The sequence below is a fragment of the Mesorhizobium sp. Ca11 genome, assembly GCF_020165275.1.
In the GTDB taxonomy this organism is placed as follows: Bacteria; Pseudomonadota; Alphaproteobacteria; order Rhizobiales; family Rhizobiaceae; genus Mesorhizobium.
This window is the reverse complement of the sequence record NZ_JAIUHU010000001.1, coordinates 51,912-67,548: the sequence shown is the minus strand read 5'-3', so window position 1 is coordinate 67,548 and position 15,637 is coordinate 51,912. Positions and strand designations below refer to the sequence as shown.

The following is a 15,637-nucleotide window of genomic DNA, read 5'->3' as shown; positions in this document are numbered from 1 at the left end:
AAAGAACAATGCTTGAGATCAGAAACCTGCATGCCCGCATCGTCGACGATGGCACCGAGATCATCCGCGGCCTGAATCTCTCGGTGAAAGCCGGCGAGGTCGCCGCCATCATGGGTCCGAACGGCTCGGGCAAGTCGACGCTGTCTTATATCCTCGCCGGCCGCGAGGACTATGAGGTCACCGAGGGCGACATCCTCTACAACGGCCAGTCGATCCTCGAAATGGATCCGGCCGAGCGCGCTACTGCCGGCATCTTCCTTGCCTTCCAGTATCCGATGGAGATACCGGGCGTCGCGACCATGGAATTCCTGAAGGTGGCGATGAACGAGCAGCGCAAGGCGCGCGGCGAGGAGCCGCTGAAGGTTCCGGAGTTCCTGAAGCGGGTGAAGGACGCCGCCGCCTCGCTCAACATGGACATGAACATGCTGAAGCGGCCGCTCAATGTCGGCTTCTCGGGCGGCGAGAAGAAGCGCGCCGAGATCCTGCAGATGAAGCTCTTGGAGCCAAAGCTCTGCGTGCTCGACGAGACCGATTCCGGCCTCGATATCGACGCGCTGAAGATCGTCTCGGACGGCGTCAACGCGCTGCGTTCGCCGGACCGGGCCATCGTCGTCATCACCCACTACCAGCGCCTGCTCGAGCACATCGTGCCTGATACGGTGCACGTGCTCTACAGGGGCCAGGTGATCAAGTCGGGCGACAAGTCGCTGGCGCTCGATCTCGAGGCCAATGGCTATGCCGGCGTGATCGGGCAAGCCGCGTGACATGGGAGCGGTCGAGGCAAAAGTCATGAACATGCATGCACAGCCCCAGCGGACCTTGGCTGAGACGGCGCTGATCGACGCCTTCGGCGAGCGGCTGTCGCTGCTGCCCGGCGACGGCGCGGTGATGGTCAAGCGCGACGATGCGATCGAGGCGATCAAGCACGGCTTGCCGACGCGCCGCGTCGAATCCTGGCATTATACGGACCTGCGCCGGCTGCTGACGTCGGTGCCGGCTTTCGAGGCCGGCGCCGTCGTCAAGGCGCTTGCGCCGGTTCTTGAAGGCTCGGCCGTGCTGCCGGTGCTGAACGGCGTCTCGCAGACGAAGCTGCCGGAGATCGACGGCGTCACGGTGCAGCGCCTGTCGGAAAAGCTTACCGACGGCAGCGTGGCTCCAGGACTGGATCCCTATGGCAGCGACGACGCGATCGGCGCGCTGAACACGGCTTTTGTCGCCGACGGCTATTTCGTCGACATCGCCGACGGCGCCGAGCTGGAAAAGCCGGTCGAATTGCAGAACCTGCAGGCCGGCGGCCAGTCGCATGTCCGGCTCTTGGCGCGTGTCGGGGCCGGCGCCAAGGCAGTTGTCGTCGAGCGCCAGGCAGGCGAGGGCGACGAGGCGCTCGCCTCTTCGGTCAGCCAGCTCGTGGTCGGCGACGGCGCGGAAGTGACCTGGCTGATCGTGCAGGAACAGCCGGACACGGCCACGCATCTCGCCCAGTTCAAGGCGCATATTGGCAAGGACGCCAAGCTGACGCTGTTCGTGATGAACGCCGGCGGCAGGCTTGTTCGCCAGGAGGTCGTCGTCAGGACGACAGGCGAGGGCGCCGACTTCAAATTGCGCGGCATCAATCTTCTCGCCGGCGACACCCACACCGACGTGACCATGGTGCTCGACCACGCCGTGCCGCACACCACGTCGACCGAAGTGATCCGCAACGTAGTGACCGGCAAGGCGCGCGGCGTCTTCCAGGGCCGCATCAATGTGCATCAATACGCCCAGAAGACCAACGCCAAGATGGCCTGCAACACGCTGCTTCTGTCGGATGACGGCGAGTTCTCGACCAAGCCGGAGCTGGAGATCTTCGCCGACGACGTCGTCTGCGGCCATGGCGCCACCGTCACCGAGATCGACCACGACCATCTGTTCTACCTGATGGCGCGCGGCATCGACGAGAAGTCGGCGCGGGGTCTTCTGGTGAAGGCTTTCGTGGCCGAAGTGATCGAGGAACTGGACGACGAGGCGCTGGTCGAAGCGCTGGAAGCGCGGCTCGACGGCTGGTTTTCGACGCACGGCTAGCGCCTAACCTTCTCCCCTTGTGGGAGAAGGTGGATTGGCGCGAAGCGCCAAGACGGATGAGGGGTGTTGGAAGGATCGCGGCTTCGGCCGACAAGGACTTCGAGATGGACCAGAAGATCGAAACCACACCATACGACGTCGAGGCGATCCGCCGCGACTTCCCGATCCTGTCGCGCCAGATCTATGGCAAGCCGCTGGTCTATCTCGACAACGGCGCCTCGGCGCAGAAGCCGCAGGTGGTGCTCGACACCATCCAGCACGCCTATTCCCAGGAATACGCCAACGTGCATCGCGGCCTGCATTTCCTGTCGAACGCCGCGACGGATGCCTATGAGAATGCGCGCAAGTCGGTGCGGCGGTTTCTCAATGCGCCGAGCACCGATAACATCGTCTTCACCTCCAACACCACATCGGCGATCAACACCGTCGCCTATGGCTGGGGCATGCCGCGGATCGGCGAGGGCGACGAGATCGTGCTGTCGATCATGGAGCACCACTCCAACATCGTGCCGTGGCATTTCATCCGCGAGCGGCAGGGCGCGAAGCTGGTCTGGGTGCCGGTCGACGATCTCGGCGCCTTCCACATCGAGGAATTCGAAAAGCGCCTGAGCGACCGCACCAAGCTGGTCGCCATCACCCATATGTCCAATGCGCTGGGCACGGTGACGCCGATTAAGGAGATCGTGCGCGTCGCGCATGCGCGTGGAATTCCTGTCCTCGTCGACGGCAGCCAGAGCGCGGTGCACATGCCGATCGACGTGCAGGATCTCGACTGCGATTTCTTCGTCTTCACTGGACACAAGGTCTACGGCCCGTCGGGTATCGGCGTGCTCTACGGCAAGAAGGACAGGCTGGAAGAGATGCGCCCCTTCATGGGCGGCGGCGAAATGATCGAGGAGGTGACGGAGGACATCGTCACCTATAACGAGCCGCCGCACCGCTTCGAGGCCGGCACGCCGCCGATCGTCCAGGCGATCGGCCTGGGCGCCGCGCTCGACTATATGGAGAAGGTCGGCCGCGAGCGCATCGCCGCGCATGAGGCGGACCTCAAGGCCTACGCGCATGAGCGGCTGCGCGCCATCAACTCGCTGCGCATCTTCGGCGACGCGCCCGGCAAGGGCGCCATCATCTCGTTCGAATTGCAGGGTATCCATGCGCATGACGTGTCGATGGTGATCGATCGGCAAGGTGTCGCGGTCCGGGCCGGAACGCATTGCGCCCAGCCGCTGTTGAAACGCTTCGGCGTCACCTCCACATGCAGGGCATCGTTCGGCATGTATAATACCAGGGCCGAAGTGGACGCTTTGGCCGAGGCGCTGGAAAAGGCGCGAAAGTTCTTCGGGTGACGATGATGGACGACGTGAGCACCACCGCGGAAAAAGCGCCGGAAACGGTCGCGAACGGCATCGTTTCGGCCTCGGCGATCCCCGCCGACGAACTGGCGCGGCTGACCGACGACATCGTTTCGGCGCTGAAGACCGTCTACGACCCGGAAATTCCGGCCGACATCTATGAGCTCGGCCTCGTCTACAAGATCGATATCGAGGACGACCGTTCGGTCAAGATCGATATGACGCTGACCGCGCCGGGCTGCCCGGTGGCCGGCGAGATGCCCGGCTGGGTCGAGAACGCCGTCGGCGCCGTCGAGGGCGTGTCCGGCGTCGAGGTCGCAATGGTCTTCGATCCGCCATGGACTCCCGATCGCATGTCGGAAGAGGCGCAGGTCGCGGTCGGATGGTATTGAGGCCCATAACCTTGCGCCAGTCGTAAAACTTCACCATTTTAGGTGAGAATCATTCGGCAGGCCTTGAACCTGCATGGAATGGAGAAGGAAAAAATATGGGACGCTTCGCCGTCATCACCATGACCGAAAAGGCCGCCGATCGCGTGCGCGAGATCGTGGCTGCGCGCGATAGCGCGCATGGCATCCGGCTCGGCATCAAGAAGGGCGGTTGCGCCGGCATGGAGTACACGGTTGACCTTGTGACCGAGCCGAATCCCAAGGACGACCATATCGAGCGCGACGGCGCGCATGTCTATGTCGCGCCGGAAGCCGCCCTCTTCCTGTTCGGCACCGAGATGGATTTCGAGCAGACGACGCTGCGCACCGGCTTCACCTTCAAGAATCCGAACCAGAGCTCGGCCTGCGGCTGCGGCGAATCCGTCGAGCTGAAGCCGGCCGATCTCAAGGCGCTTGCCGAGGCACGCGCCTCGGCCTGACCAGGCCCGCCAGCGCTTCCGCTCAGTCCGGCAGCGCGGCGATGACCACAAGCTCGACGACGAGGTCAGGCTGCGCCAGGGCGGCGACACCGATCACCTCCGATGGCGGCGGGTTGTTGTAGCTGCAGTGCTTCGGGCAATGTTCGGCAAAGAATTCGTCCAGCACGTCCAGGCGGAAGTTTGGTGAGCTGAGGACGCCGCCGGACGGAAAAGGTCCTTTGACGTAGAACGTCACCTTGACCAAATGGTCAAGCGAGCTGCCAAGTTCCTCCAGGTCCGACTTTATGTTGGCCAGGATTTCGCGCCACTGCGTTGCCGCGTCGCCGACAGCGCCGCCCTGGTGTTTCGAGGGATCGTAGTCGTCGACGGTGGCGGTGTTGCCGGACAGAAAAACATATCCCTTGGCGTCCGAGACGACCGTGCCCTTGCCCCAAGGCATCAAACGATCGCCTTTGAATTTCTTGTGCGTCGTGAGGTTCATTTCTGCCTCCTGTCGCCAGATAATTGTCTCAATACAATTCCGGGCGGAAAACCGCTGCGCAGTTCTTCTGGAATTGCCCTAATCAACCCACATGCCGGTTCGCTTGTGCCAGTCGGCGATCGATTCCTCCGGATAGACGTCGAATACCTTGTCGTTCTTGCCGACGACCGGCTCGACCCAGTTCGCCTTGTATTTCAGCATCAGATGCACCTTTTCCGGCGGTGTCGGCAGGTCGGTGTCGATCGCCGAGGCGAAGGGGTGAACGAGGTCCGGCCACGTCGGGTCGTAGAGCCAGAGTGCTGCGCCGCATTTCCTGCAGAAATTGCGCTCGCCGGTCGAGACCTCGCAATGCGGATGCTCGTCGTCCTCGATCTCGGCGCGATAGACGCCGAGGCTGCGCTTGCCCCTTATGTTCATCGTCTCGTAGTCGGCGCCGAGATTGATGGCGAACCCGCCGCCGCCCTGCTGCTTGCGGCAGATCGAGCAGTAGCAGAGCATGAAGGGCACAGGCGTGTGGCTCTCCACCTCGAAGCGGACGGCGCCGCAGCGGCAGGAGCCTTTGAGCAGGACGGGCATGGCGGAACTCCGTTTTCAGATTTGAACCTGTCAGCATGCTTTTGGTTGCGGCGATGACAAGGCCGGTGACGGATGAGATGATCGCGGCATGGATAATGCGCGTCTTGAAGAATTGTTCGAAAGCCTTGGACCGATCGCCATCCGAAAACTGTTCGGCGGCAAGGGCATCTATTGCGACGGCGTCATCGTCGCGGTCGTCGTACGCGGCGAGCTGATGCTCAAGGCGGACGAGCAAACGATTCCCGATTTCGAAGCCGCCGGCTGCAAGCAATGGACCTATACCGGCTCGCGCCACGGCAAGGAGGTGGCGATGCCCTATTGGAGCATTCCCGACGAGGCCTTCGACGATCCGGACGAAATGGCAGTGTGGGCGCGGCGGGCTTATGAAGCGGGACGAAGGGCGGGGAAGTGAAAGTTAGAAATGCTGGCGGGACAGAGGGGGTGTGAAGGAACTCGGCCATTGCGGTTGGCCGGGCTGCCGCAACTTGAACGTTCTATAACGCCTTGGCGATCTCCGCCGCCAGCCGCGCATTGTTCTCGACCAGCGCGATGTTGGTCTTGAGGCTGCGACCGCCGGTCAGCTCCAGGATCTTCGACAGCAGGAACGGTGTCACCGCCTTGCCGGTGACGTTGAGCGCCTCGGCAGCCTTTTGCGCGGCCTGGATGTAGCCGTCCATCTCGGCGGCCGGGATTTCGTCATTCTGCGGCACCGGGTTGGCGACGAGGATGCCGCCGCCCAGGCCCAGCGCTTGGCGCGTTCTGTAGAAATGCGCGATGTCTTCCGCCGCATTGAGCGTCAACGGCGCGCGGAAGGGCGACTGCCTCGACCAGAAGGCGGGCATCGTCTCGCAGCCATGGCCGATAACCGGCACGCCGCGCGTTTCCAGCACTTCCAGCGTCTTTTCGATGTCGAGAATCGCCTTGGCGCCGGCCGAGACGACGATGACCGGCGTGCGCGCCAGTTCGTCGAGGTCGGCCGAGATATCGAAGCTTTTCTCAGCGCCCTTGTGGACGCCGCCAATGCCGCCGGTGGCGAACACTTTTATGCCGGCCATATGCGCGGCGATCATGGTCGCCGCAACCGTGGTGCCCCCGGTGCGCGTTTGAGCGACCGCGAAACCGAGATCGGCGCGCGACAGCTTCATGGCGTCACCGGTCATGGCAAGCGATTCGCGCTCGCCGTCGGAGAGGCCGATCTTGATACGGCCCTCGACCACGGCGATCGTCGCCGGTACCGCGCCGCCATCGATGATGATCTGCTCGACCTTGGCGGCCATCGCACCATTGTCGGGGTAGGGCATGCCGTGGGTGATGATGGTGCTTTCCAGCGCCACCACGGGCCGGCCGGCGGCAAGCGCCTCCGCCACGGGCGGATGGATATCGACGAAGGGGCGGGCGGTATCAGGCGTCATGGCTGTCTCCGATCCGAACGGATTGCTTCGGCAGTGGTGGCCCTATGCCACTTCCCGCGGCTCCGGCACAAGGGCAAGCGCCTGCGTGAAGTTGGCGATCGTGAAGGACGGCACGGCCTGCGGGCTCTCTATGGCGAGCATCGCCGCGGCAAGGCCTTCGCGTAGTGCTGCGCGCAGCGGCAGGCCGCGCAGCAAGGCGGCGACGGTTGCGCCGGTCAAGGCGTCGCCGGCGCCGGTCACGTCGGCCACCTTGCGCGGCGCGGGCGGATCGATCTCGAAGATTCCGGTGTCGTCGAAGCCCAGCACCGGAGCGCTGCCGGACGTGACCACGCCGGTGTCCAGGCCTGCCCGCCTGAGCGCGTCGACGAGAGTCTTGCCGGATGGCTCGGCGCCGACCAGCGCGGCGGCTTCGCGACGGTTCATGAAGAGCAGCGACAGATCGTCGAGCAGCGGCGCCAGGCGGACGACCTTGGCCGGCGAAACGGCGATGGCGAAGACCGGCCGACCGCCGGCAAGCGTCAGCAGGCGCTCCAGCGCCGCCGTCGGCAGGTTGGCGTCGCACAGGATGGCGTCGGCGGCGGCGATCGCCTCGCGCACCTTGGCGCGTCTTATTTGCTTGGGAAAGGCAAGATCGTAGAGCGCCATGTCGGCCAGCCCGACGATCAACTCGCCTTCGGCATCGATCAGCGCCGTGTAGCTCGGCGTCGTGCGGTCGAGGAACACCACCGAAAGGTCGGTTATCCCGGCGTTGTCGATCGCCGAGGCGACTGTGTCCGCCGCAGCGTCACCGCCACGCACCGAGATCAGCGAGGCCGACACGCCGCGCTTCACCACGCTGCGCAGCGCGTTGAAAACCACGCCGCCGACGTCCTCGCGCATGATGCCGGGATTCGAAGCCGCGGGCACATAGACGCCCGAGACCTGGCCGCGCCGGTCGATATGGGCGCCGCCGAGCGCCAGGATTGTTGGGGATGTCGGCATTTCGGGTCGGTGACTTTCGTTGATCGTGCGGCCGCGCACACTAGGTTTCTGCGCGTCGCCCTGCAATCGGGGTCGCGATTCGGACGGCCGGATATCGAAATCTCTTCTGGACCCGTGGTTGCACTCCGCACCAGTCCGGATGTATACCGTCCGAACATGTAGCTAATTTTGAGGGACGGAAGCCTGTCGTCCCCCTCGATTCGGACGGTGCGCTTAGGCGGCGCGCTGTGTGGGCGCGAGCGGTGTTGGCCGCATTAGTCGGCGTCGTTGCCTATTTGATGGTATCTGCCCTTTTCGGCGAAGAGGATATGCCGGGTCTCGGTCGGAGGGGGAGTTCCCGCTTTCTCCTCGTCAAATTCTCGATTGCGGCCAGCGATAGCGTATCTATGGCAGAATCGGGTGAAACGGCGCTTGTTGAAGCCGTCAAAGTAATAGATCACCCCCAAACATAGACGAACTCCCAATTGTCTGGCGTAATGAAAACAAGCGGCTGCCGGTCCTTCGATCCTTGGGCGGGGTTGTCGCCCGGTTGAACCACCCTGTCCACGGGCGCCAGTTCACTATCAGTCAAATCGTTGACTACTGGCAATTCCGCGAGATCGAGAATGCGCCCGTTGAACAGGCCCATTCGGACATGGATGACGACCTTGTGCGCTGGCAGACGCCCGACGTTCCGAACTTCAATGTGACCCATCACGTCTTGCGTGCCAATCAGCTGATTAACGCCCTTTGGCGCAACCGCGAGGTACGCCCGAAGCTCCTTCTCACTGGCGTCTTTGGCGATGGCATTGGCGGCGCGGGCCTCGCGATAACCCAATTGAGCCATTCTATGGGCATGGGCGCTAGACCTGACGGCATGTTCGTTGGCGGTGACGGATTGAGCGGTAACCTTTCTAGCTTCACCAAGGTTCAAATAGACCAACCAAACGCCGCCAGCGGTGAAAAGCAGAGAGAGCCCGGATATGATGAAAGCGCCAAGGGACCATTTGGCTACCTTCTGTTGTGCTGCCAGATCGGCCTCGCCGCGCTTGGTGTCTCGTTCGGCTTCAAGTTCCTGACGAAGGCATTTTACGAGGTCGAGGCCGGCCGTAGCGCCGCAGGATTTCAATATTTCCTCATTGGAGTGGGATGCAAAGTCTTCGGCGTAATGGTCGGCCTGCTTATCGTATTGGATATGTTGGGATGATAGCTGCCATCCCATTATTGCAGCCAAGACGATGCACACAGACGCCGTTGCGATACCTACGGTCATCGCACTGTTCCGATCACTAGACATCAAAATGACGTTGCCCCATTTCCCCTATTGGTAACTATCACGTACAATGCGCGTTACGGCAACATGGGACGCAAGATGGACGAGACGACAGACCGCTTTGACAGACTTCTACACGCGATGGCTACAAAGCCACCGCTTACCATCCCGGGCGCGGGAACGATTGCAGCAAAAGGTCAAGCATCAAGTGCGGATGCTTCCGCAGGTTCTGCCGGAATTCGAACTCCCAAAGGTAAGTCTGCAACCACTTCTCAGAAACGGCAACGTAAGTCCCGCGCATAGAGCGCTTAACGTGCGACCAGAAAGCCTCGATGTTGTTGGTGTGGACGGCACCGTTCACGTATTCGCCGGAACGATGGTTCACGGTGCCATGCAGGTAGCTAAGCTCTGACAACTCGCGGAACGCGCCGGTCTCATCCGTGCGATGCGCGAACCGGGCTTAACCCAAGCGAAGATCGCCGGCATCACATGCTTGCGGCCACGGCCCGGCAGGACGCGGGTGATGACCTCGCCGCCGCGTTCGATGGCGCCGAACACGACCATCTTGTCGTCCTCGCCCATCTTGTCCGTGCCGCCGTAAAACATCTTGTCGGCTTCAACGATGCCGCCGTCCTTGCCACCAAGCGGCGTGTCGCCATCGACATAGCCCATGTACTGGCGGATCAGGTTGCACATGCGCCAAGCCGTCTTGTAGGTGACGCCGATTGTGCGCTGGACTTCCTTGGCCGACACGCCGTTGCGGGAAGAGCAGAACAGGAACATGACGGTGAACCAGTCGCGCAAGGATGTGCGCGTGGCTTCAAACGGCGTGCCAGCGGTTGGGTAGACCTGATAGCCGCAGAAATCGCACTCATAGCAACGGCGCGACTTCACGCGGTGGAAGTTGGCTTCCTTGCCGCACTTGGCGCAAACGTGCCGCTTGCCATACCGCGTCGCCATGAGGTGATCGAGGCACGAATCATCGGTCGGGAACCGTTCGAGGAACGATTTGAGGGTTTCGGGTTTAGGGGTCGTGCTCATGCGACAACACATAGCACTTCATGTTACATGTTTCAAGGGGATATATCCGCACCAGCCCTGGTGAGACAAAAGTAGAACAAATCCAGATATTGATTATTTTTCAGATATTTGTTGCCCCTTGCCAAATGAGAACAAAAAAGGTACAAAACAAGCAGGGATCACGGATTGTCCGGCCTTCATTGACGACCAAGGGGTGATGTATCATGGCTCAGAATTCTTTGCGGCTTGTAGAGGATAAGGCAGTGGACAAATCAAAGGCTCTGGACGCGGCGCTGTCGCAAATCGAGCGCGCCTTCGGCAAGGGCTCGATCATGCGGCTCGGCGCCAACGAGCAGGTGGTCGAGATCGAAACCGTGCCGACCGGCTCGCTCGGCCTCGACATCGCGCTCGGCGTCGGCGGCCTGCCGCGCGGCCGCATCATCGAGATCTACGGGCCGGAAAGCTCGGGCAAGACGACGCTGGCGCTGCACACGGTGGCGGAAGCTCAGAAGAAGGGCGGTATCTGCGCCTTCGTCGATGCCGAGCACGCGCTCGATCCGGTCTATGCCCGCAAGCTTGGCGTCGACCTCGAAAACCTTTTGATCTCGCAGCCCGACACCGGTGAGCAGGCGCTGGAGATCTGCGACACGCTGGTGCGTTCGGGCGCCATCGACGTGCTGGTCGTCGACTCGGTGGCGGCACTGACGCCGCGCGCTGAAATCGAAGGCGAGATGGGCGATTCGCTGCCCGGTCTTCAGGCTCGCCTGATGAGCCAGGCGCTGCGCAAGCTGACCGCCTCGATCTCGCGTTCCAACACCATGGTCATCTTCATCAATCAGATCCGCATGAAGATCGGCGTCATGTTCGGCTCGCCCGAGACGACCACCGGCGGCAACGCGCTGAAATTCTACGCCTCGGTGCGCCTCGACATCCGTCGCATCGGCTCGGTCAAGGACCGCGACGAGGTCGTCGGCAACCAGACCCGCGTCAAGGTGGTGAAGAACAAGCTGGCCCCGCCCTTCAAGGTGGTCGAGTTCGACATCATGTATGGCGAGGGCGTGTCGAAGACAGGCGAGCTGATCGATCTCGGCGTCAAGGCCGGCGTCATCGAGAAGTCGGGCGCCTGGTTCTCCTACAATTCCCAGCGCCTCGGCCAAGGTCGCGAGAACGCAAAGCTGTTTCTGCGCGACAATCCCGACACGGCACGTGAGGTCGAGCTTGCGTTGCGCCAGAATGCCGGACTGATCGCCGAGAAATTCCTCGAGAACGGCGGCTCCGAAGGCGGCGACGACGGTTTCGAGGATGAAGCCGGCGCCCTGTAAAGTGCGTTTACCCTGGGATTTTGCGCTCCGGGGCGATCCAAAGGCGCCCGAGGATAGTTGGTTGGCTTAGCCGGAGTTCGGCCGCAATCCTGGTTTATCGCCTTATGCTTATGTAATCGAGTTCTTGTATTGCGTAACCCGAGCCGCCGGCCTTCGTGCCGGCGGTTTTGCGTTGTGCGGGCGGGGCTGAGCCGCCGCTCGTCCGCCAATCGGCCCAAAGCGCGTCGCGCTGCAATGAATTCAGGCAATGCGCTTTGGTACATGCTTGTGCCTGTCGTTTTCCCAAAACCGCTTGCGCAGTTTTGAGCGACACGCCTGTTTTCCGTGTTTCTGGACAGGCACAAGAGCTATCGCTAAAAGGCCAATCTATCTTCTGAAACACCAAAGCCCATTTGCCGCCGGCCGGGCCGGCGGTTCTTGCGAAAAAGGCAGTATGCAATGAGTGGCGTGAACGACATCCGGTCGACATTCCTCGACTACTTCCGCAAGGAGGGCCACGAGATCGTCGCCTCCAGCCCGCTGGTGCCGCGCAACGATCCGACGCTGATGTTCACCAACGCCGGCATGGTGCAGTTCAAGAACGTCTTCACCGGCCTTGAGAAGCGTCCCTATACGCGGGCCTCTACGGCGCAAAAAAGCGTGCGCGCCGGCGGCAAGCATAACGACCTCGACAATGTCGGCTACACCGCGCGCCATCTGACCTTCTTCGAGATGCTCGGCAATTTCTCGTTCGGCGACTATTTCAAGGAGCGCGCGATCGAGCTTGCGTGGAACCTGATCACCAAGGGTTTCGGCCTCAAGAAGGACAAGCTGCTCGTCACCGTCTATCACACCGACGACGAGGCGGCGGCTTACTGGAAGAAGATCGCCGGCTTCTCGGACGATCGCATCATCCGCATCCCGACCTCGGACAATTTCTGGGCAATGGGCGATACCGGCCCCTGCGGCCCGTGCTCGGAAATCTTCATCGATCGCGGCGAGCACATTTGGGGCGGACCGCCCGGCAGCCCGGAAGAGGATGGCGACCGGTTCCTGGAATTCTGGAACCTGGTGTTCATGCAATACGAGCAGGTGACCAAGGAAGAGCGCATCGACCTGCCGCGTCCCTCGATCGACACCGGCATGGGCCTGGAGCGCATGGCCTCTATCCTGCAGGGCGTCGAAAGCGTCTTCGAGACCGACCTGTTCAAGCATCTGATCGACGCCGCGTCCTCCGCGCTCGGGCAGGGGCCAAGCCAGGAGAACGTAGCGTCGTACCGCGTCATCGCGGATCACCTGCGCTCAACCTCGTTCCTGGTGGCCGACGGGGTTCTGCCGTCCAATGAGGGGCGCGGCTATGTGCTGCGCCGCATCATGCGCCGCGCCATGCGCCATGCGCAACTGCTGGGCGCCAAGGAGCCGCTGATGTGGCAGCTGGTGCCGGCCCTGGTGCGCGAGATGGGCCAGGCCTATCCCGAGCTCGTGCGCGGCGAGGCGCTGATCACCGAAACCTTGAAGCTTGAGGAAACACGCTTCCGCAAGACACTGGTGCGCGGCCTCGGCCTGCTTTCGGACGCGACCGAGACGCTGCACGCCGGCGACATGCTGGACGGCGAGACGGCCTTCAAGCTCTACGATACCTATGGCTTCCCGCTCGATCTGACGCAGGATGCGCTGCGCCAGCGCAGCATCTCGGTCGATATCGCCGGCTTCACCGACGCGATGGAGCGGCAGAAGGCCGAGGCGCGCGCGCATTGGGCTGGCTCGGGCGAAGCCGCGACCGAGACGGTGTGGTTTTCCGTGCGCGAAAAGACCGGCGCGACCGAATTCCTCGGCTATGAGACCGAGCAGGCGGAAGGCATTGTCCAGGCCCTGGTCAAGGACGGCAAGACCATCGACAGCGCGAGCCAGGGCGATGCGGTCGCCGTGGTCGTCAACCAGACGCCGTTCTACGGCGAATCCGGCGGCCAGATGGGCGACACCGGCGTGATTTCCGGCGATGGTTTTTCAATCGAGGTGTCGGACACGCAGAAGAAGGCCGATGGTTTGTTCGTGCATCTCGGCAAGGTGGCTAAAGGCACGATCAAGACGGGTGATGCCGTCGAGCTGAAGGTCGATCATGCCCGCCGCTCGAGGCTGCGCGCCAACCACTCCGCGACGCATCTCATTCACGAGGCGCTGCGCGAGGTGCTGGGCACCCATGTCGCGCAGAAGGGCTCGCTGGTTGCGCCCGAAAGGCTGCGCTTCGACATCTCGCACAACAAGCCGATCTCGGCCGATGAGCTCGAGGAGGTCGAGCGCATGGCCAACGAGATCGTCGTGCAGAACAGCCCGGTGACGACGCGGCTGATGTCGGTCGACGACGCGATCGCCGAGGGCGCCATGGCGCTGTTCGGCGAGAAATACGGCGACGAGGTGCGTGTCGTGTCGATGGGCACCGGCCTGCATGGCGCCAAGGCAAACCGGCCTTATTCCGTCGAGCTTTGCGGCGGCACGCATGTGAAATCGACCGGCGATATCGGCCTGGTGCGCATCCTGTCGGATAGCGCGGTGGCGGCCGGCGTGCGCCGCATCGAGGCGCTGACCGGCGAGGCGGCGCGCAGGCATCTGGACGAGCAGGACAGGCGGCTGAAAGCCGCGGCGGCGACCTTGAAGATCGCGCCGGCCGATGTGCCGGCTCGCGTCGAAACATTGCTTGAGGAACGCAAGAAGCTCGAAAAGGAACTCAGCGAGGCGCGCAAGAAGCTGGCGCTTGGCGCCGGCCCGGCCGTATCCGATGCTCCGCCCACCAACGAGACCGTCGCCGGCGTCGGCTTCCTCGGCAAGGCGGTCAGTGGCGTGGCGCCGAAGGACCTGAAGCCGCTGGCGGATGCCGGCAAGAAGACGCTCGGCTCCGGCGTGGTCGTCTTTGTCGGCGCCGGCGAGGACAACAAGGCGAGCGTGGTCGTCGGCGTCACCGACGATTTGACCGGCCGCTTCAGCGCCGTCGATCTCGTGCGCGTCGCGTCCGCCGCGCTTGGCGGTCAAGGCGGCGGCGGTCGGCCCGACATGGCGCAGGCCGGCGGCCCCGACGCGTCCAAGGCCAATGATGCCATTGCGGCGGTGAAGGCGGCGCTGGAAGCGGCGTAGGTTAGGGGCGTCAGCAAAGCCGCGTCGCTTTCAGGGTGTGGGCCATTCTGGCGGAGTCGCCCCAAGTGGACAGCCAGATGAGGCAATCCGTGGCGACGGTGATCGTTGCGCGCAGGAGGTATAGTAGCGGGCCTGGTGCCAGCAACTGCTCCTCGGCGTGATGGAGATGGGCCAGCTCTTCCTCACGGATCGACTGGATAATGGCATGCAGTTCGGGATCGCGCTCAGCTAGATAGTAGAGCTGGTCGTCGAGATGGCGGTGCACTGTCGCTTCGACGGCGGCTGTGCATGCCCAGATGCCTTGCGGGCCCAGCAGGGCAGTGAGAAAGCCCAGCAACCAGCCTCCCCAACTCCAGAATTGCATCACGCGGCATGGACGCGAATTTCGCGCCGGCATGGCGGCACGGAAGGCGGCACAATGCTGGCGCTCGTGTCCAAGCATCTCCAACAAAGCTGGCACGCAATCAGGCGAAAAGCGTCGCGCGACAAGGATTTGCGCCGAATAGATCCTGATCGCTCCAAATTCGCCGGCGTGGTTGACCCGGACTATCCTGCCCACAGTCACCCCGTCGCGGCGAGAAAGCTCACCCATTGGAGAAGCTTGCCCGCACGGCGATACGATCCCACCATTCCTGCAAGACGGGGAAGCGGGAAAGGAGCTTTCGCCCCTCCGCGACCTTGACAAAATAGGCGACGATCGGTGCCGCGTGCAGGTCGGCCAGTGTCAGTTGCTCGCCTAGCAGCCAAGGCCCTTTCGCCTTCAGCGATGTCAGAACCTTGAGCACTGTCTCAGCCTGGCTCAGTCCGCCGGCAATCAGCGCCTCATCCGGCGCTGCCTTCTCCAGCCGCTCGACGGCGACGTCCCAGACCATGGCGCGATAACCATAGGCGTCGAGCATGCCGCTGATCTGGACCATCCTGGCGCGGCCGCGCGCGTCGGCCGGCTGCAAGGCCGGGCCGTCGAAGGCTTCGTCGACATAGCGCGTGATCGCACCGGTCTCGAACAGTCGAAAACCGTCGTGCTCGAAGGCCGGGATGCGGCCGAAAGGGTGATGTTCCAGATACCAGGCCGGGATGCCTTCGGCGGCGAAGATGTCGAGGGGAACGAGCTCGTAGCCGACGCCTTTCTCCTCCAGCGTCATCCGTGCGATGCGCACATAAACGCTGTAGTCCGCGCCGTAGAGAGTTGGCTTGGCCATCGATC

Annotated in this window: 15 protein-coding genes and 1 pseudogene; 8 read left to right on the top strand and 8 right to left on the bottom strand. The window is 62.8% G+C overall.

Going from position 1 to position 15,637, the window contains the following annotated elements; genetic code table 11:
- Positions 1–8 precede the first annotated feature (8 nt).
- From sufC to sufA, 5 genes are all read left to right on the top strand, one after another.
- Positions 9–764, top strand: coding sequence for a Fe-S cluster assembly ATPase SufC (sufC, locus tag LB538_RS00370; RefSeq protein ID WP_224525590.1), 756 nt, complete (start codon positions 9–11; stop codon positions 762–764).
- 25 nt (positions 765–789) lie between these two features.
- Positions 790–2,061, top strand: coding sequence for a Fe-S cluster assembly protein SufD (gene sufD / locus LB538_RS00365; RefSeq protein WP_224525592.1), 1,272 nt, complete (start codon positions 790–792; stop codon positions 2,059–2,061).
- Positions 2,062–2,165: 104 nt separating this feature from the next.
- Positions 2,166–3,407, top strand: a complete 1,242-nt coding sequence (locus LB538_RS00360; RefSeq protein ID WP_224525596.1) for a cysteine desulfurase — start codon at positions 2,166–2,168, stop codon at positions 3,405–3,407.
- 5 nt (positions 3,408–3,412) lie between these two features.
- Complete coding sequence (locus LB538_RS00355) at positions 3,413–3,805, top strand: SUF system Fe-S cluster assembly protein (protein ID WP_140840200.1); 393 nt, start codon at positions 3,413–3,415, stop codon at positions 3,803–3,805.
- Between the two features lie 95 nt (positions 3,806–3,900).
- Entirely contained in the window at positions 3,901–4,281 is a 381-nt protein-coding gene (sufA, locus tag LB538_RS00350) for a Fe-S cluster assembly scaffold SufA (protein ID WP_140840198.1), read from the top strand.
- A gap of 22 nt (positions 4,282–4,303) precedes the next feature.
- Here sufA and LB538_RS00345 read toward each other — a convergent pair whose 3' ends face one another.
- Positions 4,304–4,762, bottom strand: a complete 459-nt coding sequence (locus tag LB538_RS00345; protein WP_095765180.1) for a RidA family protein — start codon at positions 4,760–4,762, stop codon at positions 4,304–4,306.
- Positions 4,763–4,840: 78 nt separating this feature from the next.
- Positions 4,841–5,338, bottom strand: a complete 498-nt coding sequence (locus tag LB538_RS00340) for a GFA family protein (RefSeq protein ID WP_224525599.1) — start codon at positions 5,336–5,338, stop codon at positions 4,841–4,843.
- Between the two features lie 88 nt (positions 5,339–5,426).
- Here LB538_RS00340 and LB538_RS00335 point away from each other — a divergent pair, with 88 nt between their 5' ends.
- On the top strand, positions 5,427–5,750 hold the full coding sequence (locus LB538_RS00335; RefSeq protein WP_224525603.1) for a TfoX/Sxy family protein: 324 nt from the start codon (positions 5,427–5,429) through the stop codon (positions 5,748–5,750).
- An 82-nt stretch (positions 5,751–5,832) separates the two neighbouring features.
- Here LB538_RS00335 and LB538_RS00330 read toward each other — a convergent pair whose 3' ends face one another.
- The 4 genes and pseudogenes from LB538_RS00330 to LB538_RS00315 all read right to left on the bottom strand — a co-directional run bounded on the left by LB538_RS00330 (position 5,833) and on the right by LB538_RS00315 (position 10,024).
- Positions 5,833–6,750 carry a pseudouridine-5'-phosphate glycosidase gene (locus tag LB538_RS00330; RefSeq protein ID WP_224525606.1) on the bottom strand — a complete coding sequence of 306 codons (918 nt, stop codon included), beginning with the start codon at positions 6,748–6,750 and terminating at the stop codon, positions 5,833–5,835.
- A gap of 42 nt (positions 6,751–6,792) precedes the next feature.
- Positions 6,793–7,731, bottom strand: coding sequence for a carbohydrate kinase family protein (locus tag LB538_RS00325; RefSeq protein WP_224525609.1), 939 nt, complete (start codon positions 7,729–7,731; stop codon positions 6,793–6,795).
- A gap of 436 nt (positions 7,732–8,167) precedes the next feature.
- Entirely contained in the window at positions 8,168–8,983 is an 816-nt protein-coding gene (locus LB538_RS00320) for a hypothetical protein (RefSeq protein ID WP_224525612.1), read from the bottom strand.
- Positions 8,984–9,143: 160 nt separating this feature from the next.
- A pseudogene (locus tag LB538_RS00315) lies at positions 9,144–10,024 on the bottom strand (IS1595 family transposase).
- A 203-nt stretch (positions 10,025–10,227) separates the two neighbouring features.
- Between LB538_RS00315 and recA the strand changes: the two are divergent.
- Both recA and alaS read left to right on the top strand, forming a co-directional pair.
- A complete protein-coding gene (recA, locus tag LB538_RS00310; protein ID WP_095765184.1) occupies positions 10,228–11,325 on the top strand; it encodes a recombinase RecA in 1,098 nt (365 codons plus the stop codon).
- A gap of 438 nt (positions 11,326–11,763) precedes the next feature.
- The gene (alaS, locus tag LB538_RS00305) at positions 11,764–14,433 is read left to right on the top strand and encodes an alanine--tRNA ligase (RefSeq protein WP_224525615.1); all 2,670 of its coding nucleotides are present in this window, start codon (positions 11,764–11,766) and stop codon (positions 14,431–14,433) included.
- A gap of 10 nt (positions 14,434–14,443) precedes the next feature.
- On the opposite strand, the gene LB538_RS00300 is transcribed toward alaS, so the two are convergent.
- Entirely contained in the window at positions 14,444–15,025 is a 582-nt protein-coding gene (locus LB538_RS00300; RefSeq protein WP_224525617.1) for a demethoxyubiquinone hydroxylase family protein, read from the bottom strand.
- Positions 15,018–15,632, bottom strand: a complete 615-nt coding sequence (locus tag LB538_RS00295; protein ID WP_224525620.1) for a glutathione S-transferase family protein — start codon at positions 15,630–15,632, stop codon at positions 15,018–15,020. The genes LB538_RS00300 and LB538_RS00295 overlap by 8 nt, the downstream gene beginning before the upstream one ends.
- Positions 15,633–15,637: the final 5 nt, after the last annotated feature.

Coding starts and splice junctions, on each gene's coding strand:
- LB538_RS00295 (WP_224525620.1), bottom strand. CDS start 15,632: ATGGCCAAGCCAACTCTCTACGGCGCGGACTACAGCGTTTATGTGCGC.
- LB538_RS00345 (WP_095765180.1), bottom strand. CDS start 4,762: ATGAACCTCACGACGCACAAGAAATTCAAAGGCGATCGTTTGATGCCT.
- sufC (WP_224525590.1), top strand. CDS start 9: ATGCTTGAGATCAGAAACCTGCATGCCCGCATCGTCGACGATGGCACC.
- sufD (WP_224525592.1), top strand. CDS start 790: ATGAACATGCATGCACAGCCCCAGCGGACCTTGGCTGAGACGGCGCTG.
- LB538_RS00320 (WP_224525612.1), bottom strand. CDS start 8,983: ATGACCGTAGGTATCGCAACGGCGTCTGTGTGCATCGTCTTGGCTGCA.
- sufA (WP_140840198.1), top strand. CDS start 3,901: ATGGGACGCTTCGCCGTCATCACCATGACCGAAAAGGCCGCCGATCGC.
- LB538_RS00300 (WP_224525617.1), bottom strand. CDS start 15,025: ATGGGTGAGCTTTCTCGCCGCGACGGGGTGACTGTGGGCAGGATAGTC.
- LB538_RS00335 (WP_224525603.1), top strand. CDS start 5,427: ATGGATAATGCGCGTCTTGAAGAATTGTTCGAAAGCCTTGGACCGATC.
- LB538_RS00325 (WP_224525609.1), bottom strand. CDS start 7,731: ATGCCGACATCCCCAACAATCCTGGCGCTCGGCGGCGCCCATATCGAC.
- LB538_RS00360 (WP_224525596.1), top strand. CDS start 2,166: ATGGACCAGAAGATCGAAACCACACCATACGACGTCGAGGCGATCCGC.
- alaS (WP_224525615.1), top strand. CDS start 11,764: ATGAGTGGCGTGAACGACATCCGGTCGACATTCCTCGACTACTTCCGC.
- recA (WP_095765184.1), top strand. CDS start 10,228: ATGGCTCAGAATTCTTTGCGGCTTGTAGAGGATAAGGCAGTGGACAAA.
- LB538_RS00330 (WP_224525606.1), bottom strand. CDS start 6,750: ATGACGCCTGATACCGCCCGCCCCTTCGTCGATATCCATCCGCCCGTG.
- LB538_RS00355 (WP_140840200.1), top strand. CDS start 3,413: ATGGACGACGTGAGCACCACCGCGGAAAAAGCGCCGGAAACGGTCGCG.
- LB538_RS00340 (WP_224525599.1), bottom strand. CDS start 5,338: ATGCCCGTCCTGCTCAAAGGCTCCTGCCGCTGCGGCGCCGTCCGCTTC.